The sequence below is a fragment of the Streptomyces sp. RPA4-2 genome, from assembly GCF_012273515.2.
Classification (GTDB): Bacteria; Actinomycetota; Actinomycetes; order Streptomycetales; family Streptomycetaceae; genus Streptomyces; species Streptomyces kaempferi.
On sequence record NZ_CP050975.2, the window covers coordinates 9,371,998 to 9,396,847 of the forward strand.

At 68.6% G+C, this 24,850-nt stretch carries 22 protein-coding genes; 14 read left to right on the forward strand and 8 right to left on the reverse strand.

What is annotated here, in order from left to right; genetic code table 11:
• Positions 1-11: 11 nt before the first annotated feature.
• Positions 12-1,058, reverse strand: coding sequence for a zinc-binding alcohol dehydrogenase (locus tag HEP85_RS41385; RefSeq protein ID WP_168532435.1), 1,047 nt, complete (start codon positions 1,056-1,058; stop codon positions 12-14).
• 126 nt (positions 1,059-1,184) lie between these two features.
• Between HEP85_RS41385 and HEP85_RS41390 the strand changes: the two genes are divergently transcribed.
• From HEP85_RS41390 to HEP85_RS41410, 5 genes are all read left to right on the forward strand, one after another.
• A complete protein-coding gene (locus HEP85_RS41390; protein ID WP_168532437.1) occupies positions 1,185-2,588 on the forward strand; it encodes an ABC transporter substrate-binding protein in 1,404 nt (467 codons plus the stop codon).
• Positions 2,589-2,619: 31 nt separating this feature from the next.
• Positions 2,620-3,642 carry a carbohydrate ABC transporter permease gene (locus HEP85_RS41395; protein WP_168532439.1) on the forward strand — a complete coding sequence of 341 codons (1,023 nt, stop codon included), beginning with the start codon at positions 2,620-2,622 and terminating at the stop codon, positions 3,640-3,642.
• Complete coding sequence (locus HEP85_RS41400; protein WP_168532441.1) at positions 3,639-4,505, forward strand: carbohydrate ABC transporter permease; 867 nt, start codon at positions 3,639-3,641, stop codon at positions 4,503-4,505. The genes HEP85_RS41395 and HEP85_RS41400 overlap by 4 nt, the downstream gene beginning before the upstream one ends.
• A 4-nt stretch (positions 4,506-4,509) precedes the next feature.
• Positions 4,510-5,724, forward strand: coding sequence for an ROK family transcriptional regulator (locus tag HEP85_RS41405; protein ID WP_168532443.1), 1,215 nt, complete (start codon positions 4,510-4,512; stop codon positions 5,722-5,724).
• Positions 5,725-5,805: 81 nt separating this feature from the next.
• Complete coding sequence (locus HEP85_RS41410; RefSeq protein WP_168532445.1) at positions 5,806-6,705, forward strand: Gfo/Idh/MocA family protein; 900 nt, start codon at positions 5,806-5,808, stop codon at positions 6,703-6,705.
• Positions 6,706-7,027: 322 nt separating this feature from the next.
• On the opposite strand, the gene HEP85_RS41415 is transcribed toward HEP85_RS41410, so the two are convergent.
• Positions 7,028-7,945, reverse strand: a complete 918-nt coding sequence (locus HEP85_RS41415; protein WP_248002372.1) for an alpha/beta fold hydrolase — start codon at positions 7,943-7,945, stop codon at positions 7,028-7,030.
• Between the two features lie 450 nt (positions 7,946-8,395).
• On the opposite strand from HEP85_RS41415, the gene HEP85_RS41420 reads away from it, so the two are divergent.
• Together HEP85_RS41420 and HEP85_RS41425 are read left to right on the forward strand one after the other, a co-directional pair.
• Positions 8,396-9,244, forward strand: coding sequence for a polysaccharide deacetylase family protein (locus HEP85_RS41420; protein ID WP_248002373.1), 849 nt, complete (start codon positions 8,396-8,398; stop codon positions 9,242-9,244).
• 236 nt (positions 9,245-9,480) lie between these two features.
• The gene (locus HEP85_RS41425; protein ID WP_168532451.1) at positions 9,481-9,795 is read left to right on the forward strand and encodes a hypothetical protein; all 315 of its coding nucleotides are present in this window, start codon (positions 9,481-9,483) and stop codon (positions 9,793-9,795) included.
• Positions 9,796-9,823: 28 nt separating this feature from the next.
• Here HEP85_RS41425 and HEP85_RS41430 read toward each other — a convergent pair whose 3' ends face one another.
• Positions 9,824-10,303: an HIT family protein gene (locus HEP85_RS41430; RefSeq protein ID WP_168532453.1), complete on the reverse strand. Its 480-nt coding sequence runs from the start codon at positions 10,301-10,303 to the stop codon at positions 9,824-9,826.
• Between the two features lie 534 nt (positions 10,304-10,837).
• Between HEP85_RS41430 and HEP85_RS41435 the strand changes: the two genes are divergently transcribed.
• The 3 genes from HEP85_RS41435 to HEP85_RS41445 all read left to right on the forward strand — a co-directional run bounded on the left by HEP85_RS41435 (position 10,838) and on the right by HEP85_RS41445 (position 12,150).
• Positions 10,838-10,999: a hypothetical protein gene (locus HEP85_RS41435; RefSeq protein WP_248002374.1), complete on the forward strand. Its 162-nt coding sequence runs from the start codon at positions 10,838-10,840 to the stop codon at positions 10,997-10,999.
• A 428-nt stretch (positions 11,000-11,427) separates the two neighbouring features.
• Positions 11,428-11,952: a hypothetical protein gene (locus tag HEP85_RS41440; protein WP_168532455.1), complete on the forward strand. Its 525-nt coding sequence runs from the start codon at positions 11,428-11,430 to the stop codon at positions 11,950-11,952.
• 42 nt (positions 11,953-11,994) lie between these two features.
• Positions 11,995-12,150 carry a hypothetical protein gene (locus HEP85_RS41445; RefSeq protein WP_168532457.1) on the forward strand — a complete coding sequence of 52 codons (156 nt, stop codon included), beginning with the start codon at positions 11,995-11,997 and terminating at the stop codon, positions 12,148-12,150.
• Between the two features lie 1,403 nt (positions 12,151-13,553).
• Here the strand turns inward: HEP85_RS41445 and HEP85_RS41450 are convergent.
• Positions 13,554-14,099: an SMI1/KNR4 family protein gene (locus tag HEP85_RS41450; protein WP_168532459.1), complete on the reverse strand. Its 546-nt coding sequence runs from the start codon at positions 14,097-14,099 to the stop codon at positions 13,554-13,556.
• Between the two features lie 362 nt (positions 14,100-14,461).
• On the opposite strand from HEP85_RS41450, the gene HEP85_RS41455 reads away from it, so the two are divergent.
• Together HEP85_RS41455 and HEP85_RS41460 are read left to right on the forward strand one after the other, a co-directional pair.
• Positions 14,462-15,217, forward strand: a complete 756-nt coding sequence (locus tag HEP85_RS41455) for a DUF4142 domain-containing protein (protein ID WP_211118171.1) — start codon at positions 14,462-14,464, stop codon at positions 15,215-15,217.
• Between the two features lie 428 nt (positions 15,218-15,645).
• The gene (locus HEP85_RS41460) at positions 15,646-16,308 is read left to right on the forward strand and encodes a class I SAM-dependent methyltransferase (protein WP_168532461.1); all 663 of its coding nucleotides are present in this window, start codon (positions 15,646-15,648) and stop codon (positions 16,306-16,308) included.
• A 54-nt stretch (positions 16,309-16,362) separates the two neighbouring features.
• Here the strand turns inward: HEP85_RS41460 and HEP85_RS41465 are convergent, their stop codons facing one another.
• Entirely contained in the window at positions 16,363-18,267 is a 1,905-nt protein-coding gene (locus tag HEP85_RS41465; RefSeq protein WP_168532463.1) for a long-chain fatty acid--CoA ligase, read from the reverse strand.
• 504 nt (positions 18,268-18,771) lie between these two features.
• Between HEP85_RS41465 and HEP85_RS41470 the strand changes: the two genes are divergently transcribed.
• Entirely contained in the window at positions 18,772-20,307 is a 1,536-nt protein-coding gene (locus HEP85_RS41470; RefSeq protein ID WP_168534608.1) for an AMP-binding protein, read from the forward strand.
• A gap of 62 nt (positions 20,308-20,369) precedes the next feature.
• Here HEP85_RS41470 and HEP85_RS41475 read toward each other — a convergent pair whose 3' ends face one another.
• Both HEP85_RS41475 and HEP85_RS41480 read right to left on the reverse strand, forming a co-directional pair.
• Positions 20,370-21,374, reverse strand: coding sequence for a LuxR family transcriptional regulator (locus HEP85_RS41475; RefSeq protein ID WP_168532465.1), 1,005 nt, complete (start codon positions 21,372-21,374; stop codon positions 20,370-20,372).
• Positions 21,375-21,516: 142 nt separating this feature from the next.
• Positions 21,517-22,680 carry a S1 family peptidase gene (locus HEP85_RS41480; RefSeq protein WP_248002375.1) on the reverse strand — a complete coding sequence of 388 codons (1,164 nt, stop codon included), beginning with the start codon at positions 22,678-22,680 and terminating at the stop codon, positions 21,517-21,519.
• Positions 22,681-23,277: 597 nt separating this feature from the next.
• Between HEP85_RS41480 and HEP85_RS41485 the strand changes: the two genes are divergently transcribed.
• A complete protein-coding gene (locus HEP85_RS41485; protein WP_348772481.1) occupies positions 23,278-23,862 on the forward strand; it encodes a lamin tail domain-containing protein in 585 nt (194 codons plus the stop codon).
• A 356-nt stretch (positions 23,863-24,218) separates the two neighbouring features.
• Here HEP85_RS41485 and HEP85_RS41490 read toward each other — a convergent pair whose 3' ends face one another.
• Positions 24,219-24,671, reverse strand: a complete 453-nt coding sequence (locus HEP85_RS41490) for a MarR family winged helix-turn-helix transcriptional regulator (protein WP_168532471.1) — start codon at positions 24,669-24,671, stop codon at positions 24,219-24,221.
• Positions 24,672-24,850 lie beyond the last annotated feature (179 nt).

Sequence of the window (24,850 nt, forward strand, 5' to 3'; positions counted from 1 at the left end):
TTTCGAAACGTTCAGAATTCCAGCACGACCTGCAGCGCCTCAGCGGGGCGCTGGTCCAGCAGCTCGTAGGCCTCGGCGGCGTCGGCGGCCGGGACGACATGACTGACGAGGGAGGTGACGTCCACCTGTCCCTCGGCGACGAGCCGCAGGAAGGTCTGCTGGAGGCGCTCCACGCTCCAGCGGTGGGACAGCTGGGGCGGGACGCCGCCGATCTGTGAGCAGATGAGTTGGACGCGATTGTGGTGGAACTCGTCGCCCAGCCGCAGTCCGATGCCGTCGCCCTGGTAGAAGCCGGAGGCCACCACACGGCCGCCGGCGGCGACCGAGCGCAGGGCCTCGTGCAGGGCGGGGTAGGCGCCGCTGATCTCGATGGCGAGGTCGGCGCCGACGCCGCCGGTTGCCTCGCGGACCCGTTCGGCGACGGCGTCGGTGCGGGCGTTGAGGGTGTGGTGTGCGCCGTAGCGCTTGGCGGTCTCCAGGCGGCCGTCGAGCGCGTCGACGGCGGTGACACGGGCGCCGTTGAGCTGGGCGAGGCGGGTGGTGAGCAGCCCGATGACGCCTTGGCCGAAGACGGCGACGTCCTCGCCGAGGTGGATGTCACCGGCCAGGACGGCGTTGTAGGCGATGGCGCCGACCCGGGCGAAGGCGCCGGCCAGCGGTTCGAGGCCCGCGGGCAGCGTGTGGCCGATCATGCGTTCGGCGGGGACGATCCCCTCGCTGCGGTGGCCCCAGATGCCCCAGACCAGGTCGCCCGGCTGCGGCAGGCCCGGCGTGCCGACCAGGTCCGGAGCGACCTCGACGACCTCGCCGACCTCCGAGTAGCCCCACCCGGCCACGGGGTACTGGATGCCGGCCGCGCCGTCGCGGAACAGCCGAGCCTGCGGGTCCCAGGTCCGTGTCAGATACGGATTGGTGCCGCGGTAGGCGGTGAGTTCGGTGCCGGCCGAGATGCCCGAGTAGCGGGTGCGGACCCTCAGATGCCCGGCGGCCAGATCGGCTCCGGCCTGCTCGGTCAGCTCCACCTGAAGGGGGCCGGTGAATTGGACGACGCGTTCCACGGATGGCTCCGGAAGGGGTTGCGAGTTGGGTTGCGTCGACAATAACCCCCTCTTATGTCTTGTCAACCAGCAAAAGTGATGCTGTGATGCGTCTCAAGTAGACGTAAGTCGGAACGAGGACATGCAATGCGCACCAAGAGCCGGCGATCGAAGGCGATCGCGGTGGGCATCACGGCAGCCTTGGGACTGGGGCTGCTCACGGGCTGCGCCAGCAGCACGGGGCCCGGAAAGCCAGACCGGGAGATCACGGTCTGGTCCCAGGAGAACCTCCCGGATCGCATCGCCGTGACCCAGAAGATCATCAAGGGGTTCGAGAAGAAGACCGGCATCAAGGTCCATCTCGTCGGCGTCGACGAGGGCCAGATGCCTCAACTGATCATGTCGGGCGCCGCCTCGGGCACGCTGCCGGACGTCATCGGCGCCGCCCCCATGGGCCAGGTCTGGCAGATGTACAGCAACGGCCTGCTCAACACCGAGATACCTCAGCAGATCGTCGACGAGCTGGGGCCGAAGACGTTCAACGCCAACGCGCTGAAGCTGACCTCGGACGGCGGCAAGAACCTCGGCGTCCCCTCCAGCGCCTGGCTGCAGCTGCTGGTCTACCGCAAGGACCAGCTCGACGCGCAGCACCTCCAGGCACCCGATACCTACGCCAAGGCGCTCAGCGCGGCCAAGGCGCTGACCACGAAGGGGCGGTACGGCATCTCCGCCGCCACCGACCCGGGCGACGCCTTCACCTCACAGAGCTTCGAGAGCCTCGCGCTCGCCGACGACTGCCAGCTCGTCGACGACCGGCACCAGGTCGCCCTCGACTCCCCGGAGTGCCGGACCGCGTTCAAGACCTATGACCAGCTCGCCCGCGCCTACGGTGCCCCGGGCACCCAGACCGTGGACTCCACTCGCTCCACCTACTTCGCAGGCCAGTCCTCCATGATCATCTGGTCCTCGTTCCTCCTGGACGAGCTCGCCGGTCTGCGCAAGGACGCCCTGCCCAGCTGCACGGAGTGCAAGAACGACGCGCGCTACCTCGCGCGCAACAGCGGCATCACCACCGCGATGCAGGGCCCCGACGCCGCCGACGCGGCCCAGTTCGGCGAGATCACCTCATGGGTGACCACGAAGACCGCCGAGACGGAGGCCTCACGCCAGTTCATCGAGTACATGATGGGCACGGGATACGAGTCCTGGTTCGGCATGGCACCCGAGGGCATGATCCCCGTCCGCGCGGGCACCGCCGCACAGCCCGAGCGCTACCTCGACGCCTGGCGCCACAGCGAGATCGGGGTCGACACCAAGAAGCCCTTCGACGAGGTGTATCCCCCGAGCCTGCTCAACCAACTCGCGGCCGGCGTCAGCAACATGCGGCGCTGGGGCATCACCCAGGGCGAAGGCGCGCTCGTCGGCGCCACCAACGGTGAACTGCCCGTGCCCAAGGCGATCGGCGCGATGACCGGCGGTCAGATCTCGCCCTCCGAAGCGGCCCACGAGGCCGACGACGAAGTCACCGCCCTGCAGAAGTCCCTCCAGTAGCCGCCCTCCTGCACGCCGCAAAGGTCCCCTCATGACAACAGCTCCAGCCGATACAGGACAGCGCCGTCACACCGGCGACGGACCCCCGGACCGGCCCACCGAAGACGCTCGCCGCCCGATGACGGCGAGCCGCCGCGCCAACCGCGCGGGCCTGGCGTTCGTCTCCCCGACCTTCGTCGTGGTCCTCGTCGTGGTGATCCTGCCCATCCTGTGGACCGTGCTGCTCGCGTTCCAGCACGCCAGGCTGGTCGACATCCAGGGCATGGGCCTGTTCGGCCACTGGACCCTGGACAACTTCGACCAGGTCTTCAACTCGGCCGGTTTCTGGTCGAGCCTCGGCACCACCTTGCTGTACACCGTCGGCGCCACCTTCGGATCCATCGCCCTCGGCCTGATCGCCGCCCTCGCCCTGCGCAAGCCGTTCCGCGGCCGTGGCCTGCTGCGCGCGGCGATGCTGCTGCCCTACGTCGCCCCCGTCGTCGCCGTCTCCTTCGTCTGGGAAGTGGCGCTCAGCCCCCAGTACGGCGTGGTCAACAACTGGGGCCGCCGTCTGTTCGGCTGGGACGACCCCATCGCCTTCCTGTCCACCCGCGCCTACGAAGTCCACGTGCTGGGACTCCACTTCGACATCCCGCTCGCCCTGCTGACCGTCATCGCCTTCGAGACCTGGCGGTACTTCCCCTTCGCGTTCCTGTTCATCCTGGCCCGGCTGCAGGCCGTACCCGACGGCCTGGAGGAGGCCGCCCTGGTGGACGGTGCGACCCCCACCCAGCGGTTCCGCCACATCCTGCTGCCCCAGCTGATGCCCGTCATCGCCCTGCTGTGCGTCCTGCGGTTCATCCTGACCTTCAACAAGTTCGACGACGTCTACCTGCTGACCGGCGGCGGTGCGGGCACCGACGTCGCGGCCGTACGGGTCTACGACTTCCTCACCGCCCGTTACGACGTGGGAGCCGCGGCCGCCCAGGCACTGGTCCTGGCCGTCGCGCTCATGATCCTGATGGGCCTCTACTTCAAGTTCTTCGGCAACAAGGTCCAGGAGGAGTCGTCATGAGCCGCGCCCAGTTCGAGGAGAGGTTCTTCGGCGTCCTGCGCTGGATCGTCATCGCGTTCCTCGCAGTGATCACGGTGATGCCCTTCTACTACATGCTGCTGCTGTCGCTGAAGCCCATCGACGCACTGCTGCTGGACCCGGGCTCCCTGTGGGTCTCGACCAAGGACTTCACCCTCTCGACCTACCGCGACGTGCTGCGCTCCACCGACGACGGCGGCCAGGGGTTCCTCAAGTTCCTGCTCAACTCCGCGCTGGTCTCGCTCGGCACCGTCGCTCTGACACTGCTGGCCGCGGTGCCCGGCGCCTACGCGATCAGCCGGCTGAAGTTCTTCGGCCACCGCCAGGTCAGCGCCCTCTTCCTCGCCGTCTACCTGTTCCCGGCGACGCTGCTGGCCGTCCCGCTGTTCGTCGTCTTCGCCAAACTGCACCTGTCCTCCAGCCTGGTCGGACTCGCCATCGTCTACGTCGCCCAGACCGTGCCGGTGGCCATCTACATGCTGAAGAACTACCTCGTCACCATTCCCTACTCGATCGAGGAGGCCGCGGCGCTCGACGGCCTCAGCCGCCTGCAGACCCTTCGCAAGGTGATCCTGCCCCTGGCCCTGCCGTCCCTCATGGCGACCGGGCTGTACGTCTTCATGATCGCCTGGAACGAGTTCCTGTTCGCCCTGCTCTTCCTGGCCGCGGACCCCGGCAAGTGGACGGTGCCACTGGGTCTGGCGCAACTGTCCAACGGCGTCGAAGTGCCCAAGACCGTACTGATGGCAGGGTCGGTGGTGCTGACGATTCCCGTGATACTCCTGTTCTTCGCCGCCGAGCGAATGCTGACCGAGGGCCTGACCAGCGGTGCCGACAAGAGCTGAGACCATGGGGGAACCGATGCTGACACCGACTCAGATCAGTGCGGGCGAGCTGCTGCAGCTCATCCGCGGCGGTCGCGCGAACACGCGCGCGGACCTGCAGCGGATCACCGGACTGTCCCGCTCGACCATCGGCCAGCGACTGGACCTTCTCAACCGGGCGGGGTGGCTCAAGCACGTCGCCGGCTCATCGACCGGCGGCCGCCCGTCCCAGCAGATCGTCTTCGACCCGCGGCACGCCTCGGTCATCGCCGTGGACCTCGAGATCAAGCACGCACGGGCCGCGGTCCTCGATCTCGGGGGCGCCATACTCGCCGAGACCACCGGGCCGCTGGACATCGGTGAGGGCCCGGAGGCCGTACTGGACCAACTGGCACAGTGGTTCCCGGATCTGATCGCCGCCGCCGGAGTCGACGCCGCCCACATCTGCGGAATCGGGCTGTCCGTTCCCGGCCCCGTGGAGTGGGAGACGGGCCATGTCATCGAACCACCGGTCATGCCGGGCTGGGACCGGTATCCCATCCGGGAACGCCTGCAGAAGGCCTACGCCGAGCACGTCGGCCGGAGCATGGGGGACGGCCCGGTTCCCGTCTTCGTGGACAACGACGCCAACCTCATGGCGCTGGCCGAACACCAGGCCAGCCACCGGGACTGCACGGCCTTCGTCCTCGTGAAGGTCTCCACGGGCATCGGCGCCGGCGTCGTCGTGGACGGCAAGGTGTACCGCGGCATCGACGGCGGCGCCGGCGACATCGGCCACATCCGACTGCACGACCGGCCCGACGTCCTGTGCATGTGCGGCTCCCACGGCTGCCTGGGCGCCGTGGCCAGCGGCCGGGCTCTGGCCAGGGACCTGAGCGCACTCGGCACGGACGCCACCTCGGCCGCCGACGTCAAGCGCCTGCTCGCCGACGGCCATCCGGACGCCCTCCGGCTGGCCCGAGAGGCCGGACGGAGGGCGGGCGAGGTCCTGGTCACCGTGGTCAGCCTGCTCAACCCCGGCGTCCTCATGATCGCCGGCGAACTCTCCGGTGCCCCCTTCATGACCGGCGTCCGGGAGCTGCTCTACCAGCGGGCCTTCCCCCGTGCCACCGCGAACCTGCAGGTCGTCACCTCACGCCTGGGCGAACACGCGGGCGTCATAGGGGCGGCCGCCATGGTCGTCGAGATCCTCTACGCCCCCGACCGCGCCGAAGCCCGCCTCGGCCACCTCACGGCCTGAACCGCCCGCCGGCGCGCACGCCGCAGCAGACGGGGCCGCCGAACAGCCGCTCGCGCGGCCCCTCGTACAGACAGGAACACCGTGATCGTCACCTCTGCCCCCTGGGCGGACCGACCCGTGGAGGTCGGCCTCGTGGGCGCCGGTCCCTGGGCCCGCGCCATGCACGCCCGGATGCTCGCCGCCGGACCCGAGACCCGCCTCGCCGCGGTGTGGGCCCGCCGCTCCGAAGCCGCGCGAGAGACCGCCGCACCGCACGGAGCGCACGTCGCCGACTCTTTCGGCGAACTCCTCGACCGGTGCGAGGCCGTGGCGTTCGCCGTACCCCCGGCCGTACAGGCCGAGCTGGCACCCCTGGCCGCACGCCAGGGGAAGGCGCTGCTGCTGGAGAAGCCGCTCGGACCCGACCTGGCGGCCGCACAGAGTGTCGCCGACGCCGTCCTCAGCGCCGGGGTGGTCTCCCAACTCGTTCTGACCAAGCGCTACCACCCGGTCACCGAAGCCTTCCTCGACACCGCACGCACCCGCGAGATCTCCGGTGCGCGCTCCTGCTACCTCCACGGCGCGTTCCTCGGCGGCGACTTCGCCACCGGCTGGCGTCTCGAACACGGCGCGCTGCTCGACCTCGGCCCGCATCTGCTCGACCTGCTGGACCTTGCCGTCTCGCCCATCACCGGCATACGGAGCACCGGCGACTCCCGGCGCTGGATCGAACTCACCCTGGAACACGAGAACGGAGCCGTCAGCCAGGCGTCCTTGTCGGGTTCCGTCAGCGTGGCCCGCGCTCTGACCCGCGTCGAACTCTTCGGTCCCGACGCGCCGTTGACCTACGATACGGCCGAGATCGACCACGAGGAGTGCTGGCCGATCCTGCGCCGGACCTTCGCCACCGCCGTGCGTGCGAACAAGCCGACGGACCTCGACGCAGCACGCGGGCTGTACTTGCAGCGCCTCATCGATCAGGCGGCCAGGGCAGCACGGTGAGAGGACGTCTTCTCCCGCTGATCCCTCCTGAACTGCCGGATCGGGGGACAGGTGCCCGCGCCGGCTCGGGGTTGATTCCACGGCCGGCCGGCGCGTCATGAGGTCGATCATCGCGAGGTGGATCATGGGACCGCAGTGGCCTTGACGAAGGCACACCATGCCGCCCTGCCGCACGCGGCAAGGAGGCTGCCGGTCCGGCGTGCGCCAGCGTGGTCGGCCGACAGGACATCCCCTTGGAGACCTGAGCTGGAGATCCAGTGGTGAGAGGCGGCCGGCTTTGCCGAGGATCTCGTCGGCCTCCTCCACCAAGCGGAGAGGCGCCCTACCTCCGCGTCTCTTTCGGGTGGTCCCCGGTCCGTCCGGCAACGTCGGCAAGGAATTCGGTCACGGTGCGCACGAACGCCTCCGGTTCTTCGAGGTGTACGAAGTGACCGCTGCTCTCGAAGACGGTGAGCCGGGAACCCGCTATCTCCTCGTGCATCTCCTCGGCCCATCGGACGGGGCATATCCAGTCGTACCGGCCGACAAGAATCTGTGTGGGGATGCTGACCTTTCCCAGAGCGTCCCGCACATCCCAGTTTCCTGCGGACGGAATGTACTCGACCTCCACGTTTCCGACCGCTTCCCGCAGCTCGTTCGGCATCCCCCAGTAGTCGGCGAAGTACGCGGGAAGCAGGCGCCGTACGTGCTCCGTGACCTCGGACTTGGTGGTCCGGGGTGTCTCCGACTGCCGGTAGGCGGCCACGACATCCGCGACCTCGGAACGCCCGGCGTGCCGTTGCTCGAACGCGCTCATCTGCACCTCCGCTTCCGCGTGCAGGTCCGGGCCGAAGAGTGGTGCGCTGTCGTACAGGATCAGTCCCGCCAGTTTGCCGGGGTGGTCCAGCTCGTACTGCAGGGCGACGAATCCTCCCGCGGAGTGCCCCATCAGAGAGACCTCCGGCACTCCCAGATGGTCCACCAGCCCATCGACGAAGCGCGCGTACCGCTCCATGCTGTAGTGGCCGTCGGAGAGCTCTCCCGACTCCCCAGCTCCTACCGGAGCCACATAGACGGCCGTCATGTGCCTTTCGAGGAGTGGCATCCGCAGGTATTCCCAGTGGACTCCCGGCCCGCCGGAGTGCACCAGGCACACCGGGCCGTCTCCCGCCACGTGATAGCGCTGGATGACGCCGTCGATCACGATCTCGTGCACGCCAGGCGTGAGACTCTCGTTACGTCCGAGGTTGTCTTCGAACACTTCTTCCGTCCTTCTGATGCCGTTGGGCTGTTTCCCGCCGGTGCGGCCGACGCCTGTATGACCTGCCGTCAAGGCCGGTTGTGACATCGGCACCGACGCGCGCGCAGGCTCGGGACGAACGGTGAAGCGTGCGCCCCCTCGCCCACCGGTTCTGGCTCACCCCGTAGAGGTGCGGCCTCGGGCGACGCCAAAGACGGCCGACAGGGCATTGCCGTCGATCCGTTGCGCCGCAACTACGCAACTGTCGTGGTGAGTTGACGCGGACCGTACCGTTCGACCCCGTCGGCGCCGTTCCCTGAGAGATCCGCCGCCTGGCGCGGCTCGACGTCCCCGGTGCGCCCCGGTTCCTGGTCCATGAGAAACCTGATCAAGGATGGAACCTCGTACTTTTGTTCGCCATCAAGCAAGGGGAACGGACTGAGGTCCACGAATGACAAGAGGTGGCACGCGGTGAACAGGCGGATCACGGGGGCGGCTCTGGCCTGCCTACTTCTGGTGACGGGATGGGGAACGGGCTGCTCGCCCGAAGCACCCCGTTCGCACGCTGCTTCCGTCGCCCCACGGACACCCGCCGCGAAGCCCGCCGGCGCCCACGCCGATGCGCAGGCAGCCACCGCGGCGGCCTACCGCAAGTGGGGCCTGAAGCCGCTGGCGCCACCGCCTGCCCCGCCGTCGACCAAGCCGTCGAGCGGGAAGACCGCAGACGGCGAGGTGCCGGTGATCAGTGAGATACCCACCGACCAGAAGATCGTTTTCCTCACGTTCGACGACGGCACGGAAAAGGATCCGGAGTTCGTGAAGATGATGCGGGAGCTGAAGATCCCCTTCACGATGTTCCTCACGGACGCCGCCATCCGTACCGACTACGGCTACTTCAAGCAGTTGCAGGGACTCGGCGACAGCGTCCAGAACCACACATTGACGCATCCGAACCTCCGCACCCTGAGCGCGGCCGCCCAGCGGCAGGAGATCTGCGGCCAGCAGGAAAAGCTGAAGAAGGAATACGGCTCCGCACCGCGTCTGCTGCGTCCGCCCTACGGCAACTGGAACAAAGACACCCGGGCCGCCGCCGCATCCTGCGGCATCGAGGCGATCGTCCTGTGGCGGGAGTCCATGCAGATCAAGAACATGCAGTTCCAGGACGCCCACAAAAAGCTCCACCCGGGTGACATCATCCTGGCCCATTTCCGCGGACCGTCCGAGCTCAAGGGCAGGACGATGACCCAGATGACGGCGAACCTGCTGCGTCACGTCCGGGAACAGGGCTTCACGATCGCCCGCTTGGAGGACTACCTGTAGCCGCGCGGCCGGGCCGGCAGACCAGTCTGTCTGGGCGTCGTACGGTGCGCCGGCGCGGGCGGCCTGCCACGCGGCCCGCACCGCCTCGGTGATCAGCTCCAACTGGTCGGAACGATCGCCTTGGGCGAGGCGTTCACGGAAGTCGGTCAGGACACTGCGGTGGAAGTTGTGAACGTCCAGCTCCAAAGCCATGGCGACCTGCGTGGCCGGAGAGGGGACTTGGTGACTCCCACGATGTGGACACCGCTGCCGAGCAGTTGCGGCAGGACCAGTGCCTCATGACCTGGGCCGCGGGCCGGCAACCCGACGCGCGCGAGGCGCGGATCGTTCGGTTGCGAGACCTCAACCAGCGACTCACCAGCAAACTCACCCGAACTCTCGACGAGTTCAGTCAGCTCAAGGAACGTCACCGGCTGGCCTTGTCGGTCTTGGTGGCCAAGGACGACCAGCTCCGGCGGCTCCGCCGCGAGCAGAGTGCGTTCGCCGTACTTTCCCAGCTCCCGCCTCAGAACAGGCAGGGGGACGACGCCAAGGGCGTCCTCCCCCTCTGAGCAGCGAGTGGTCAGAGCATGTTCATCGTCAGACCGCTGCGGTGAGTCGATTGAGTTCTCTGCTGATCTCCTCCCGCAAGGCATCATGGCGAGCATCCAGGGCATATCGCTCATCTGCCCAGTTCTCACGGGGATAGAGCCAGACCGGCAGGTGCACCAGGTCGGCCGGTTCCCACTCGAAGCGCGGCCATACATGGGCGTGCAGGAATCCGTCGGTATTGCCAAGGATCTCCAAATTCACCCGGCGGAATGCCGGGTCAAGGCGCCGACAGGCATGCTCAACGGCTTCACCGAGCACGTCCATATCGGACAGGAACGCCAACCTCTTCGCCTTCGGAAGCTCGGACAGCCTCTCCACACGGGGGTCGTCCACCAAGAGCACCGAGTAGCCCGGCAAGAACTGAACGTCTCCGATCACCGCGAACCCTGCCTGCAACCGCCTGAGCACCGCAGGGTTCTCCCCCCGCAGAGCGCTTCCGATCCGGTCTGTCCGCCATTCGCTCGTCATGGAAGAAACCTATGCTCCGGCGATCAAGGGGGCACAGTCCGCCCTCTGGGGGGACAAGCAGGTGCTGATGTCACACCAAGGTGATCAGCAGGGCCGAGACCCAGAGTGACGTGGGCGACCGGGGCCCGCCACGACTCGACGGCGGTCGGCCTGTTGTCCTCGGGCTCCGGCCGACCCTTCGCCGCTGCCCAACTGACCTTCTGCCAGCAGTGATCCGCCCACACATGGGACGCAAACAGCACCACGAAGTCCGCAGCGAACAGGGTTGCCGACGTCATGCGGTCACCACCAGGAGGGCACTCCGGGGCGCAATATTGAGGCCTACCAACCGAGACGCACGCGCGGAACCTCGAACAGACCGCGAGCGTCGGCTTCCCGTCGGCAGCGAGACACCGAGGGCGCATCCCCTAATCCAATCCGTGGACAGGCTTCGGGACGTGCTGGCCGACTGGCGACTTTGACGTAGCGGGCTTCCAGCTTGGGAATTCCTTGGGGGTGTTTCCGGAGGATAGGCGGTTCGGCCGCGTCAAGGAGATGTTCTGGACGGCCGAGCCCCTCGGCGAGATGCTCGCCGAGGGGCTCGACCGGATGGCCGAGGCGGGGGTGCGGCTAGAGAACGAGGACCTGCAGTGCCGGTGGAACCCTGACGAGACGAACATGCTGCTCACGCAGGAAGCCTTCGACAAGCGGAGGTGAGCTTGGCCTTGGCTCCTGTGTCGGTGGCTGCGAGCCGCTCGTGACCGTGATGTGCGCGGAGTACCCGCTCGCGTTGAACCTCCAGCGGGGGGAGCGCTTCGTTCGTTGGGTTGTTGGCGGGGCGTGCCAGCCAGTTCAGGGTCCTGTGGCGAATGCCGGGACAGGCCAAATGAACTCTTCGCCGTGGTCCGACCTGACGTGCTGGCGGTCGCAGTCGTGGCCGGCGGACGCTGGGTGTGGGCGGTGTAGTTCCAGTCGCCGTGGAAGCGGTGCCGGGTGATCGGGAGAGCTGGCGATCTCGTTATCGCTGACCTGGATGCCGGTGGGGTAGGGGGGGTAGCGATTTCGGCAGGGTGCGGTTCCTTTGAAGGGAATGGCACGACATCGGTTTACTTGCGGATGATCACGGAGCCTGTCAGGGTCCCGACGTGACCGTGCTTCTGGGAGACAAGAACAGGTTCGCCGCTGAGGTCGGGGAGCGGGAGCACTCGCTGCGCCGGGTGGACCTGTGGGCTGCGGGGCAGTGGCTGACCTGCGACGACAACATGGCGTTCGTGAGGCAGCTCCGCTCCGACGTGGTGGACACGGTGGCGTGGCTGCGCTCCGGAGGCGGCTCTCCGATGCCGTTCGATGACCTGTCCCCGAAAGCCACCCACCGGCGTCTCATGCACCGTGCCGGCGCTGACGACGAGACCGAAGAGGAATACGGGCTCCGCAGCCAGTTCCAGACCTTGAGCTGGGGACCCACCACCGACAACGTGACCACTCATCTCTTCCGTGTCGCGGACCGCTTGGTGCTCACTCTTCAGTTCTGGCGCGAGGAACACCTGGTCAGGCATCCAGACCATGTAGGCAGGGTCTTCGTGGCGGAGGTCCCGACCGAGGAGTTCGTCGGGATCCTTGAGGGTCTTGCGGCTGCTCTCGACGACAGCCAGGATCCGGGCCGCCCGTGAGACCCGGTCTGGAGCGATCGGCGGGGAAGTAGGAGCGCGACCTTGAGACCACCCTTCGGTATCAAACCCACCGGGGAAAAGGTGCGCATGGCGCCGAAGTTCGAACAGTATGAAGTGGTCACGGCCGATGGGACGTACGACCTGGCGATTCCGAAAAAGGATGCGGAGCTTGTGCAGTACGTCCTTGGCCTGGCGTAAAACTGAGCCTACCGAGTTCGTACACGGTAGGCGGTGAGGCGATCTGGCGCAGAGTTCGCCTCTGCTGTGCCGGGGGGAGAAAGACGAGCTCTGCTGATCAGAGGGCAGGTCGGCGACATCCTCGACGGTGTCGCGCATCTGCTCACGTCGGCCGATGTAGCGGGCCAGGGCTCGCTCCATCGGCCGCCGGACGGCCGTGCTCGACCCGGATGCGTAGTGAGGGCGTGGCCAGCGCGGTCGCTCGTACTTTTCCTCGTTCAGTCGGAGGTGCCTCTGCTGGTCGTGTGCCCGGGCCCTGGTAGCTGGTATCGCCGAGAATCCACGCGGCGAGACCGGGCACCCAGGACTTCGAGCCGCCCCGACTGGTGAACCGGATTTCGCGTTCCTCGCGGTCTCTCGTGCAGGATCATCCCGACCTGGACAGGGATTGCCCGATCGTGCTGGCCTTGAACGGGATCGAGTTGCGATGGCCCGCGTCTGCGCCGGACCGCGGGATCGGTGCAGCCGATCACGCTGACTCTCATAAGGCGTCAAGCACGCTGTGCCGAGGGTCAGACGCTCTGGTGGGCCGTACGGCTCCGCAGCGCTCGTAGAGTGTTCCGTCTGTGGCCAGATCTGGCTTGACGTCTTCGAGCTCCCTCCGTCGGTTGTCGGTGGGACGGGCACCTTCCCGGCAGGGCTCAAGTACGCGGGCGTCGTGCGCGCCTTGGACACGGCCGGTTGTTCTGGGCGGCTTATCCGCCGCTGACCTTCGGCGACCGGTGCTCGCTCGTCACGATCCCGCCAGGAGCGAGCTTCACCTGACGAAGCGCCGTTCACAACCGGTGGCACCAACTGAAGGGCGAAGCGTGACGTTTGTCCTGAACCTGGACCCCGGCCGCTCGGTGGCCCAGATCGGAGGCCCCCGTTCGGTGCGATTCATCGGTTGAGCAGGTGGCATGAACCGGCTTCCAGGCGCATCACCGAACGGGGGCCGTCTGAGAACGCCGTACACGAAGCGGCCGGTCCGGGGCTACTCGGACCGGCCGCTCCATGGCGTCAGCGTCTCTGCGGGCCCCCGGGGGACCCGCCGCGGAGCCGGTGAAGGCCTTGAGGCCCAGGGCCGTCTGGGACGGCTTCGCGGGCGCTTCGGACTCCGGGGCCGGAGGTGTGATGCCGAGTTGTTCCAGGTACTCGCGCCGCCCTCCGGCAAGGCTTGCCGGACGCCAGGTTTGTGTCGCTCGGCCGGTCACTTCCCCATGTCAGTGCTGGTCGTCGGACGTGCCGCACGCCGGCTGGTCAACCGTCCGGCCCGACACGGTGTGGAACTTCATGTCATTCCCCGGTGGCAGCGTCAGCCTCTCCGCCCGGACGATCGAATCCGATGCCGTCGCAGGTGCACCGGGCTTGCGTGCGGGTGGTGGTCAGTCCCACCAGCCGTCGCCGGCGTGCCAGCGTCGCACCCACTGAAGGAAGCCCGCCGCTTCCGGCATGGGATACGGATAGGCGCCGACGTCGGCGACGAGCCAGACCCTGCCGCGTTGGGGACCGGTCACCACGAGGACCCAGTAGGAGGTTCCGTCTTCCGCGCCGAGCACGATGGAGCCGTGGTCGTGAACGGCGGCGACGCGCTCGTCGTGGTCGTCGGCGAGGGGCTCACCCTCCCACGCCCAGGTCTTCTGGAGAGGAAACACAGCGGCAGGGTTCCGGTCCCCCTGACCGTGCCAGTCCGGTGGGAGCCAGCCCAGAGGCAGGAGGCCGCCGTCTTCCGGTGGTCCGAGGGACGACCCGTTGGAGATCTCGGCGATCAGGGTCCGGTACGGCTCCGGAAGCACGACCCCGTGCTCGGATTCCCACGCGGAGACGCCATCGCGTCCCAGCGGCGGCTCACGCCACTCCGGCGCGAACACGGAACGCAGGAACGCCAAGGTGGCCTCTTCGGGGCACTGATCGGGTGCTGTGCCTGTCACAGCAGCATGTTGGCATGAAGCACCGACAGAGCCTCTGCGAGGGCATCGTGGTCGAACGTCTGGGTGGGGAAGTCGACCCTGGCGATGGGAACTGGACGAAAGGTACGGCCGCGGGGTGACAGCAGGCGCTGACAGCGCCGGCCCGGCGTGGATCAGGTCCCCATATCTGGTCGAGATTCGGTCGGACAGCCAGCTTCTCGCTCACCCGACGATCTTCTGAGGCGTGTCCTGGGCTGCGCTGTGTGTCCCTTGATTTTTTCACCGGTTCCGCTGAGTCCGAGCGGCTCCCCATGCGTACTCATCTTCGTTCGCCCCACCAGGCGACGGCAGACCGGCGGACAAGCGCACTGGCAGGAGAAACAATGCAGCGTTCGGGCAATGTGATCGGAACCCTCTTTGTGGGCGGGGCTCTCGCCCTGACCCTCGGCGCGCTCGCGTACCCGGCGATGCTCGGCCTGGACACTGTGTCGACCACGCCCGACCGGGTCATCGCGAACACGCAGTGGGGACCGCTTACCGAAGGTGAACGGGACTTCGTGGTCAAGGTGCGCGCGGCCGGCCTGTGGGAGCACCCGCTCGGCCAGATCGGCCTGCAGAAGGGGCAGAGCAAAGCAGTCAAGATCGCGAGCCAGCACCTCGTCGACGGACACGCCGCCCTGGACACCAGTTGTCGCAAGATCGCGCCGATGCTGAACATCACGCTGCCCAACGTGGCGAGTCCCCAGCAGGAGGGCTTCGTCACCCAGCTGAAGGGGGAGTCGGGGCGGCAGTTCGACGTCGACTTCGCCAACATCTTGCGGATGACCCACGGTTCGATCTTCAACACGATCGCCAAGGTCCGTTCGACCACCAAGAACACGCTGATCCGCGCCCTGGCCAACCAGGCCAACGACACAGTGCTCGACCACATCACCGTGATGGAGAAGACCGGCCTCGTCGACTTCGACACCACTGTCTTCAACCAGACGACCCCGCCCAAGCTGCCCAAGTCCGACATGACCCCGCCGAATCCGGTCCCCGGTCAGCCTCAGGTGGTCCTCAATCCCCCGCCCAATCCGACCTCCACACCGCTGGACCTCAACGCCGCCGAGAACGGGGCGAGGGCGAATGGCGGCTAGTCTCGCCGGGCGGTCCGTCAAGCGAAGGGGGCCGGTCGCGAGGGTGCCGCGGGGCGGCCGTCCCGGAGGCGTCACCGGCGGGTGCCGGGTGGTCCAGCGGTAGTTCGGGCGCCGCGTGCGCGGTCGACCACCACCCGGCCGAGGACGAGTACGTCCTGGGTGCCCCGCACCGCGCCGAACTCCCCTTCCGCTCCCACAACATCGACGCCTGCGGGGCAGCCCGACGCTGAGCAGGCCCGGTAACGCCGAGCGAGCCCTGGAGCACGCCTTCGCGACCGCGGTCGCCGGGCTCGTCACGACCGGATCGGTGACCGACTGGCTGCCCCGCTCGCCCGGCGCATCCGCCCGCAATCGGCACTTCGGCTGGGGTGGCGGGGAGATCGTGATTCCCCCGACTCGGCTCGGGGCCAGGAACTATTGTCGCGAGCATGGTCGAACACGATGCCCTCGATGCCACCCGCGAGGCCTACGACGCCGCTGCCCCCACCTATGCGGAGCTGTTCCGTGACGCGCTGCGTGACAGTCCTCTGGACCGCGGGATCTTGGGTGTCTTCGCCGAACTCGCCGCTGCGCGTGGGGGCGGTCAGGTCGCTGACCTGGGGTGTGGACCCGGCCATATCACCGCTTATCTGGACGAGCTCGGGCTGACGGCGTTCGGTGTCGACGCCTCTCCCGTGATGATCGAGTTGGCTCGGCAGGCCTACCCGCGCCTGCGGTTCGACGTCGGCTCGATGGCCGCGTTGGACATCGCTGACGGCGCGCTCGGCGGCGTACTCTCACGTTGGTCCATCATCCACACGCCGCCGGAGGAACTCCCCGTCGTCCTGGCGGAGTTCCAGCGGGTGCTGGCACCTGGCGGCCACCTTCTGGTCGGCTTTTCGGCAACCGATGACGCGTCCCACCCGACGCAGGTCTTCGACCACGCGGTCACGCCGGCCCATCGGTGGTGGCCCGACCACCTCGCCGCGACGCTGCGCGAGTCCGGGTTGGCCGAGGTGGCCAGGACGGTTCGCGAGCCCCAGCCCACCGACCGACGGCAGTTCCGCGAGGTTCACCTGCTCGCCCGCAAAGCCCAGGCAGGGACTGCCTGAGCGGACAGCCGACCGTATCCGACCTGCTGACGGGGAGCCGTCGCGCCGCCGCCCTCAGCGGAACACGTTGTCCGAATCGTCCCAGACCGACGGCTCGTTCGGCGTGTACTCCCGCGGCCGTCGCGAGGACGTCTGGTACATGGCGTCGATCTCGGCGGCGAAGCGCTGCGAGATGGCGTCCCGACGCAGTTTCATCGAAGGGGTCAACAACCCGTTGGCCAGGTCGAAGGGTTCAGGAAGTACGCGGAACACCCTGATGGACTCCGTGGGGGACACGGTGCTGTTGGCCGAGGCCACGGCGCGCCTGACCTCCTCGCGCAGCTCGTTCTCCTCCCGGGCGTCGCGGGGCGCCGCCGCCTCACCCTTGGTCCATGTTCCGCGCCAGTGCGCGAGGAAGTCGGGATCCAGGGTGATGAGGGCACCCACGCAGGGCCGGTTGTCGCCCACGATCACCGCCTGATGGATCAACGGATGGACGCGCAGACGCTCTTCGAGGACGGCGGGAGCCACGCTCTTGCCGCCGCTCGTGATGATGATGTCCTTCTTGCGACCGGTGATGGTGAGATACCGCTCGGTGTCGAGGCGGCCGATGTCGCCCGTCGCGAGCCACCCGTCCTGGAACGACGCGTGGGTGGCGGCCTCGTCGTTGATGTACCCCTGGAACACCGAGGGTCCCCAGACCAGGATCTCCCCGTCGTCGGCCACCCGGATGTCCGTGCCCGGCAGCGCCTGCCCGACGGTTCCGAACTTCGCCCGGCCCACCGGCTGCGCGGTGATGCCGCCGCTCGTCTCGGTGAGCCCGTAACCGTCGTGGACGAGGATCCCGATGCCCGCGTAGAAGAGCGCGAGTTCCCGGTTGAGGGGCGAACCGCCCGAGACCGCACCGCACACCCGTCCGCCCAGGGTGGCGCGCAGCTTCCGGTAGACGGTCTTCTCGTAGAGGGCATGCTGCAGTCTCAGGTCGAAGCCGGGACCGGGCCCGGTGCCCAGGCGCTGACGCTCGCCGGCCGCGGCGAAGTCCTTGGCCGTCTGGACGGCACGCTCGAACAGGGCGGCACGGCCGGTCTGCTGCGCCGTCCGCACGAAGTTCTTGTAGATCTTCTCGAAGACGAACGGGACGGCGTAGAGGAAGGTGGGACGGAAGGAGAGCAGCGCCGCGGAGAGCGCCTCCTCGCTCAGGTCGGGTTCGTGTCCCAGCAGGATGCCGCCGCGCAGGCACAGCCCCTGGATCATCAGGCCGTACACGTGCGAGAAGGGCAGGAAGGCGAGGATGGCGGGCTGCTCACCGGGCGGAGCGGCCGTCTGTCTCCAGCCCGTGAGCAGCGTGTCGACGGGGCTGGCCAGGCCGCGGTGGGTCAGCGCGCAGCCCTTCGGGTTCCCCGTGGTGCCGGAGGTGTACGCGATGACCGCGGTCGAGTCGGGCAGCACGATGCGGCGGAGCGAGTCGACCGTCGTCGGCGGTATCGCCCGGCCCCGTTCGGCGAGCTTCGACAGGGCCCCGGTGTCCAACTGCCAGACGTGGCGCAGCGACGGGAGCGACGCGCACGCCGAGCCGACCGTCATGATGCCCTGTTCGTCCTCGACGACCACGGCGACGCAGGCCGCGTCCTGGAGGATCCACGCGACCTGCTCGTGCGACGAGGTCGGGTAGATCGGGACGAGCTCGGCGCCCACCGTCCACAGCGCGTAGCTGAGGACGGTCCACTCGTAGCGTGTGCGCGCCATGATGGCGACGCGGTTGCCGGGGCGTATCCCGGAGGCGACCAACCCCCTGGCGACGTCCACGACCTCGTCCCACAGCTCGGCCGCGGTGATCGGTGCCCAGGTACCGGAAGCCCCGTCGAGGCGGCGAGCCACCTGGGCGAGTGTCGGCTCACGCCGCGCCGTCTCGAAGAGACTGTCGGCGAGTCCCCCCTGCATGGCGGTGGCGGCCGGTGGAGGAAGTTCGAACGCGTGCATCCCCGCTCCAGAATTCTCCTCGCCATGGCCTCACAGAGAGGTGCTGTGCCGAGGATTCCTGAATCTAGCCCAGACCGACGACCACTGTGCCGGAATCGGCAAGCAGTTCGTCTACCGATGCGGTTACGGTCCGCGGGCGGGCCTCCTTCGCTGGTGAGCGGAGCGTCGGACACGATCGATGAGGGCTCTTAGGGGTCGAGTCGGGCCATCCCGCCGGGACAGGGCCGACGGTCCTCCGGGTGGCCTTCAGCCGCCTGGTTCCGCCGCATGGTCGTCCTCGGGATGGTCCCCCCCGCGGGGACATCGTCCGCAAGCAGAACGTCCGCGGCCCGCGGCCGCAACGTCCGTAGCGGTTCCACCGGTTCGTACCCCGGGCCGAGCCGAACCGATCGGGCCGAGGCTGTGGCAGTCGGCGGAGCGGGTCGCCGGGCCCACGGGGTTGTCCAGACGGCCGCGTCGTGGCCGGATGGTAGCCGCACATCTTCTGAGCTTCGGGAGGCCATGATGATCGTCCCGTTCGGGGCCCGTGATTTTCTGGACCGCGCCACGGCCGTGTACGCCGACCGGATCGGCATCGTCGACGAGCCGGAGCAGCCGGCCGAGCCCTGGGAGGGGCTGACGTACCGGCGGATCGGCGAGCTGGCGCGCGCCCAGGCCGCCGGACTCGACGCGCTCGGCGTGCCGCACGGCGCTCGGGTGGCGGTGGTCTCTCCCAACAGTGCACGGCTGCTCACCGCGTTCTTCGGCGTCAGCGGTTTCGGGCGGGTCCTGGTGCCGGTCAACTTCCGGCTGACGGCGGACGAGGTGAACTACATCGTCGACCACTCGGGGGCGAGCGCCGTCCTCGTCGACCCGGAGCTGACGGACCGGCTGGCCGGAATCACCTGCAAGCACCGGTTCACCCTCGGGGCCGCCGCGGACGCGGAGCTGTACCGGTTCGGCGCCGAACCGGTGCCCTGGCAGCCGGACGAGAACGCCACCGCGACCATCAATTACACCAGCGGTACGACCGCCCGCCCCAAGGGCGTACAGATCACGCACCGCAACATCTGGGTGAACGCGGTGACCTTCGCCCTGCACGCGGGGGTCACGGACCGGGACGTCTACCTGCACACGCTCCCCATGTTCCACGCCAACGGATGGGGCATGCCGTTCGCGATGTCGGCGCTGGGGGTACGGCAGATCGTCCTGCGCAAGGTCGACGGTGCCGAGATCCTGCGACGGGTGGCCGAGCACGGCGTGACGGTCATGTGCGCGGCGCCCGCGGTCGTCAACGCGGTGCTCACCGCGGCCCGTTCCTGGGAGGGTGAGATCCCCGGCCGCGACCGGGTACGGATCATCGTCGCCGGCGCTCCGCCGCCCACCCGGACCGCCGCCCGCGTCGAATCCGAGCTGGGCTGGGAGTTCATCCAGATCTACGGCCTCACCGAGACCTCCCCCCTGCTCACGATCAACCGCAGCCGCGCCGAGTGGGACGGCCTCGACACCCAGGCGCGCGCGGAGCACCTGGTCCGGGCCGGCGCTCCCGCGCTCGGCGTGACCCTGCGCACCGACGATGAGGGCGAGATCCTCGCACGCTCGAACGTGGTCCTGGAGGGCTACTGGGACCAGCCCGAGGAGACCGCCCTGGCGTTGTCCGACGGCTGGTTCCACACCGGCGACGGCGGATCGGTGGGCGAGTACGGCCACCTGACCATCAGCGACCGCAAGAAGGACGTGATCATCACCGGCGGCGAGAACGTGTCCTCGATCGAGGTGGAGGACGTGCTCTTCAGCCACCCCGCGGTCGCCGAGGTCGCGGTGATCGGCGTACCGCACGAGAAGTGGGGCGAGACGGTCAAGGCGCTGGTCGTCCTCGCACCCGGCACCGAGGTCACGGAGGACGAGCTGGTCCAGTACTGCAAGGAACGCCTCGCCGGGTTCAAGACGCCGACCTCCGTCGAGTTCCGGGACCAGCTGGCCCGGACGGCGACCGGCAAACTCCAGAAGTACAAACTGCGCGAGGAGTACTGGGAAGGACACCGCCGAGGCGTCAACTGACACCACCGTGCGGGCCTCGTGTCGTACGGCGTGCTGTGGTACGGCGTGATTGCTCGGGGCCGTCAGAGCCATCCCCGGCGGGCGGCCTGCCAGGCGAGTTGCATCCGGGTGGCCGCGCCGGCGAGTTCCATCATGTGCTGGATGTGACGCTGCACGGTGCGGCGGCTCAGGCCCATCTGCGTGGCGATCGCCTTGTCGGCGACACCGGCCACGAGGAGGGACAGCAGCCGCCGGTCCGTGGCCGAGAGCGGGTCGCCCGCGCCGACCCCGTCGGTACCGGCGACCGCGCCCGAGTCGTCGACGTCCAGCGGGACGGCGTCCTCCCAGTAGCGTTCGAACAGCGCGATGAGAGCGGCCAGCAGATTGCTGTCCCGTACCAGCGCCGCGGTCGGCTCGTCGGGACTGCCCTGCGGGCCGCCGGGCACGAGCGGGCAGACCGCGATGGCACGGTCCGCGACCGCCAGACGCAGCGGCAGATGGGGAACGGCGCGGGCGACCTCCCCGGCCCGTACGCCGGCTACGACGTTGTCGACGGCGCCCGCGTCGTCGAAGAAGGCCTTCTCGTACAGGACCCGGTAGCGCACACCCCGCGCGAGTGCCTCGAACTCCGAACTGTTGCTGCCCGAGGGCATGGCCACGTACTGGGCCTTGCAGAACCAGAGCATCTCGTCCTGCACACTCGCCTGGATGTGGCGCAGATGCTGGCGCAGCGCCTCGGCCCCGACGATGACCTCGATCAGTTCGCTGGCGTCCTGCCTGCGCATCGTGTCGCGGTAGGACTGCAGCAGGCTGGTGGCCTCCGCTCTGGCGAGGTCCAACGCGTCGGCGTTCCGTTTCAGCCGCGGCATCAGCGCCACGTCGGGCGGAGTGGCGTGGAAGTGGCGGGGAAGCACGTCCGTGTGGCTGGCCATGCCTTTGGCCGAGAGCGTGTCGAGCGCCTGCTCGGCCTCCGCGTGACTCAGTCCGGTGCGTTCGGCGACTTCCCGGGCGGTGGCCCGGCCCGTCGTCACCAGGTGCCGATAGACGAACTCCTCGGTCACCGACACCCCAGCCGCCTCAAGCGACACAGCGTCCTCCTTGAGACCGACCGGCTTGACGGTTGAATACCGTACTGCATGCTGTGCGAAAGCAGGGAGCGCCAGTCGCCCCACACCGTGCCGGCGCCCGGATCGCGCGCCGGCACGGTGTGCGGTGAGATGACCCGCCGGGTCAGGCGGTGTGGAGGGTGAGCCCGTACCGGCTGAGGATCTCGTTGACCGGCTGGTACCAGGTCTCACCGCCGCTGCTGCAGTTGCCCCAGCCGCCGGAGGTGACACCCTGGGCCTGGTCGCCGCTGATGAACGAGCCGCCGGAGTCGCCGGGTTCGGCACAGACGCTGGTCTTCGTCATCTGGTGCACGGCGCCCTGGCTGTAGTTGACGGTCTCGTTCTTCGCCAGCACGGTCCCGCAGTGCCAGTGCGAAGTGGACCCCGAGCGGCAGATGGAGGCGCCGACGGGGGCCTCCGCCGAGCCGCGGACGAGCTGGTCGGAGACGGTTCCCCAGCCCAGCACGACGGGCACGGTCCACCAGCCGCTGCCCACGTTGACCCAGGCGTAGTCGTTGTCGGGGAAGGACGATCCCTGGAAGTTGCCGATGTAGCTGCCGTCCCAGCCGCTGACACCGGCTCCCGGCTGCGCGCAGTGGCCCGCGGTGACGAATCCGCCGTACACCGAGAAGCCTATGGAACAACGGACGTTGCCCGTGTAGTACGGGTCGCCGCCCACCGTCCCCGCGGCGAAGGTACGCGGTGCCCGCCGCGTCTCCTCGACGGTCACCGGACCACTCCGGCGGGCCCGGTCGAGGAACGCCCGGACATCGTTGTCATCCTTGTGCGCGGCGACCACGCCGACGACGACCGAGTTGCTCTTGGCGTCCACGTGCCAACTGCCCACGCCGGACGGGGCGTCGAGGGAGTCGAGCCGTTTCAGCGTCGCGTCGAGTTGGCGCTCGTCGTGCCGGACGAGCGTGACCTCGGCTCCCGTCGCCTCGACGGCCTTTCGCCGCGAGCTGTCGGCGACGGCGACGGTGAGCTTCCCGGTTCTGGCCTCGAACCACGATCCGCCGTACGCGTCGCCCGCGGCACGCTTGGCCGCGCGGTCCACCGTCCGGGCCGTCGTCTCGGCCTTGAGCCGTGCGGTGGCGTCGTCCTTCGACAGGCCCAAGTCCCTTTGCATGGCGGTGATCAGAGCCGACGACGCCGGGGCTTTGGACGCGGAGGGGGACGCGCCCACGGGGGTGTCGGAGGCCGATGCCTGGGTGCTGAGACCGGCGGCCACGGTGCTCAGGAGCAGCGCCGCGGACAGGCCGGCGCGCAGAATTGTCGTGCGTCTCAAGGGAGTTGCCTTTCGTCGTTCCGTCATGGGGGAGTGGAGCGGAAGGGCATGCTGAGAGCGCTCTCAGAGACGTGCGACGCCGAGGTTAGCGACCGGGCGCGTGGAGGTCCATACCAAAGACCGTCATCATGTGGGCGGCCACCCCGTCGGTCATCGCCGTCAGCCCGACCGCTGGGGCCGGCCGGGCCGGGGGTGTTACTCACTTTCGGGTGAGGGATGGGGTGGCGCGGAGGGTGGCGTTTGGGGTGGAGTCCAGTGTTTTTGGGGGATTGTGGCGTCAATTTGGTGATGTAGGGGATACGTGCAGGATGCAGTCGAGGATCACGGCCTTGTCGTTGATCGGTAATGCCGTGCGGGTGCTGGGCTCGGGTGGCGTGGTGGGGCGCGAGAGTGTGGTTCTCGGCCAGCGGGCCGGGACTCAAACTCGCGGATCCTCATGTGTGGTCCGCCTGTTCCCTCTAGGGGGCGTTCGTGTCTGTTTCACGGTCTGTGATGGTTCGTCGTGCTGCTGCGGCCGCGGTGGCTGCCGGTGTGGTGGTGGGTGTGGCGGCGCTGCCGGCGTCGGCGGACCAGGGGCGGTTCCCGCACCGTGCGCAGGTGCAGATCAGTCGCGTGCAGTACGACTCCCCGGGCTGGGACTCGGGGAGCAACGCGTCGTTGAACAAGGAGTGGGTGGAGGTCACCAACACGGGGCGTTCGGGCGTGAACCTGAACGGCTGGACGCTGTCGGGCCGTGACGGCCGCGCGTACGTCTTCCACCTGCGTCTGGGAGGCCGCGAGACGGTGCGGGTGCACACGGGAGTGGGGCGTGACGCGCGCCGTGACGTGTACCAGGACCGCCGTGGCTACGCCTGGGACAACCGCGCGGACACCGCGACGTTGCGCAACGACCACCGTCGTCTGATCGACGTGGTGACGTGGGGCCGTGGACACGGCGGCCGCGGACACGAAGCCCCCGGCGGTCACAACGGGCGGGGACACGGCGCTCCCGGTGGGCACAACGGCCGTGGTCACGAGGCTCCGGGTGGGCACAACGGGCGCGGACACGGCGCCCCCGGTGGGCACAACGGCCGTGGTCACGAGGCTCCGGGCGGGCACAACGGCCGTGGTCACGAGGCTCCGGGCGGACACAACGGTCGCGGTCACGAGGGCCCGGGCGGACACAACGGTCGCGGTCACTAGGGTCCGGGCGGACGCCTTCGTCGCTGACACCATCAGGAGATGGCGAGGCATCGAGCGCCGGTCGGCGCTCGCGGGCCGGTGCGTGCGTGGGCACGCACCGGCCCTCAACAGGTCCTGCACCCTGTTCGGACAGAGAGTCTGTCGTGGATCACGCGGCGGGGCGCGGGGTTGTCGACAGGGCACCGCCCCGCGCGCCACCTGATCCGAACGAACCGTCGACGCACGGATCGACGACCGGTGGAAAGCGTTTGTTCGAGCGGGATGAAACGCGGTCCCTCACCGTGGTGAATGGCGTGACCTCCGCCCTTCAGGAGGCGGACGGAGCCGGGCCCCGGGAGAGCCGGCGGCCCGGTGCCCTATTCGGCCCAGGGCTGGAAGCCCGTGTCGATCACGGCCTTGAGGGACGTGCGCAGCCGGGCTGCCTCGTCGGTGCCGAAGCTCTCCTCGAACCGGGCTTGCACGGCCTTCCACAGGGGGAGCGCCGCCTTCAGCCGGGAGAGGCCGTCCGGTGTGATGGCGGCGATCCGCGCACGACGGTCGGCCGCCGACGGCTCGACGGTCACCAGCCCCTCCCGCGCGAGCGGCTTGAGGTTCGAGGCCATCGTCGTACGGTCCATGGCGATCGTGTCCGCGAGGCCGGTGATCGTCATCTCGCCGTGCGCACTCAGCCTCTGCAGGATGCTGAACTGCGTGGCTCGGAGGCCGACGGGGGCCAGGGCCTTGTCGTACGTCGCCCCCAGGTATCGGGCCGCCTTGCGCAGTGCCAGGTTGTTGCACTGGTCGGCGACGCTCGTCGACGTAGGGGTCATGATCTCCTCCTGAGGTCCCCGTCCATCGTACGAGTTCATGCTCCTATCGACGGGCGGCCCGGCGGCCCGAGGGCTCTGGGGGAGGTGCCGGTCCGAGGGGTGCGTGCTTGCCGTTCCGCAAATACGAGCATAAGCTCCTAATCATCGGTGTGGCGTGCCCGTCCACCTGATCCGTTCCC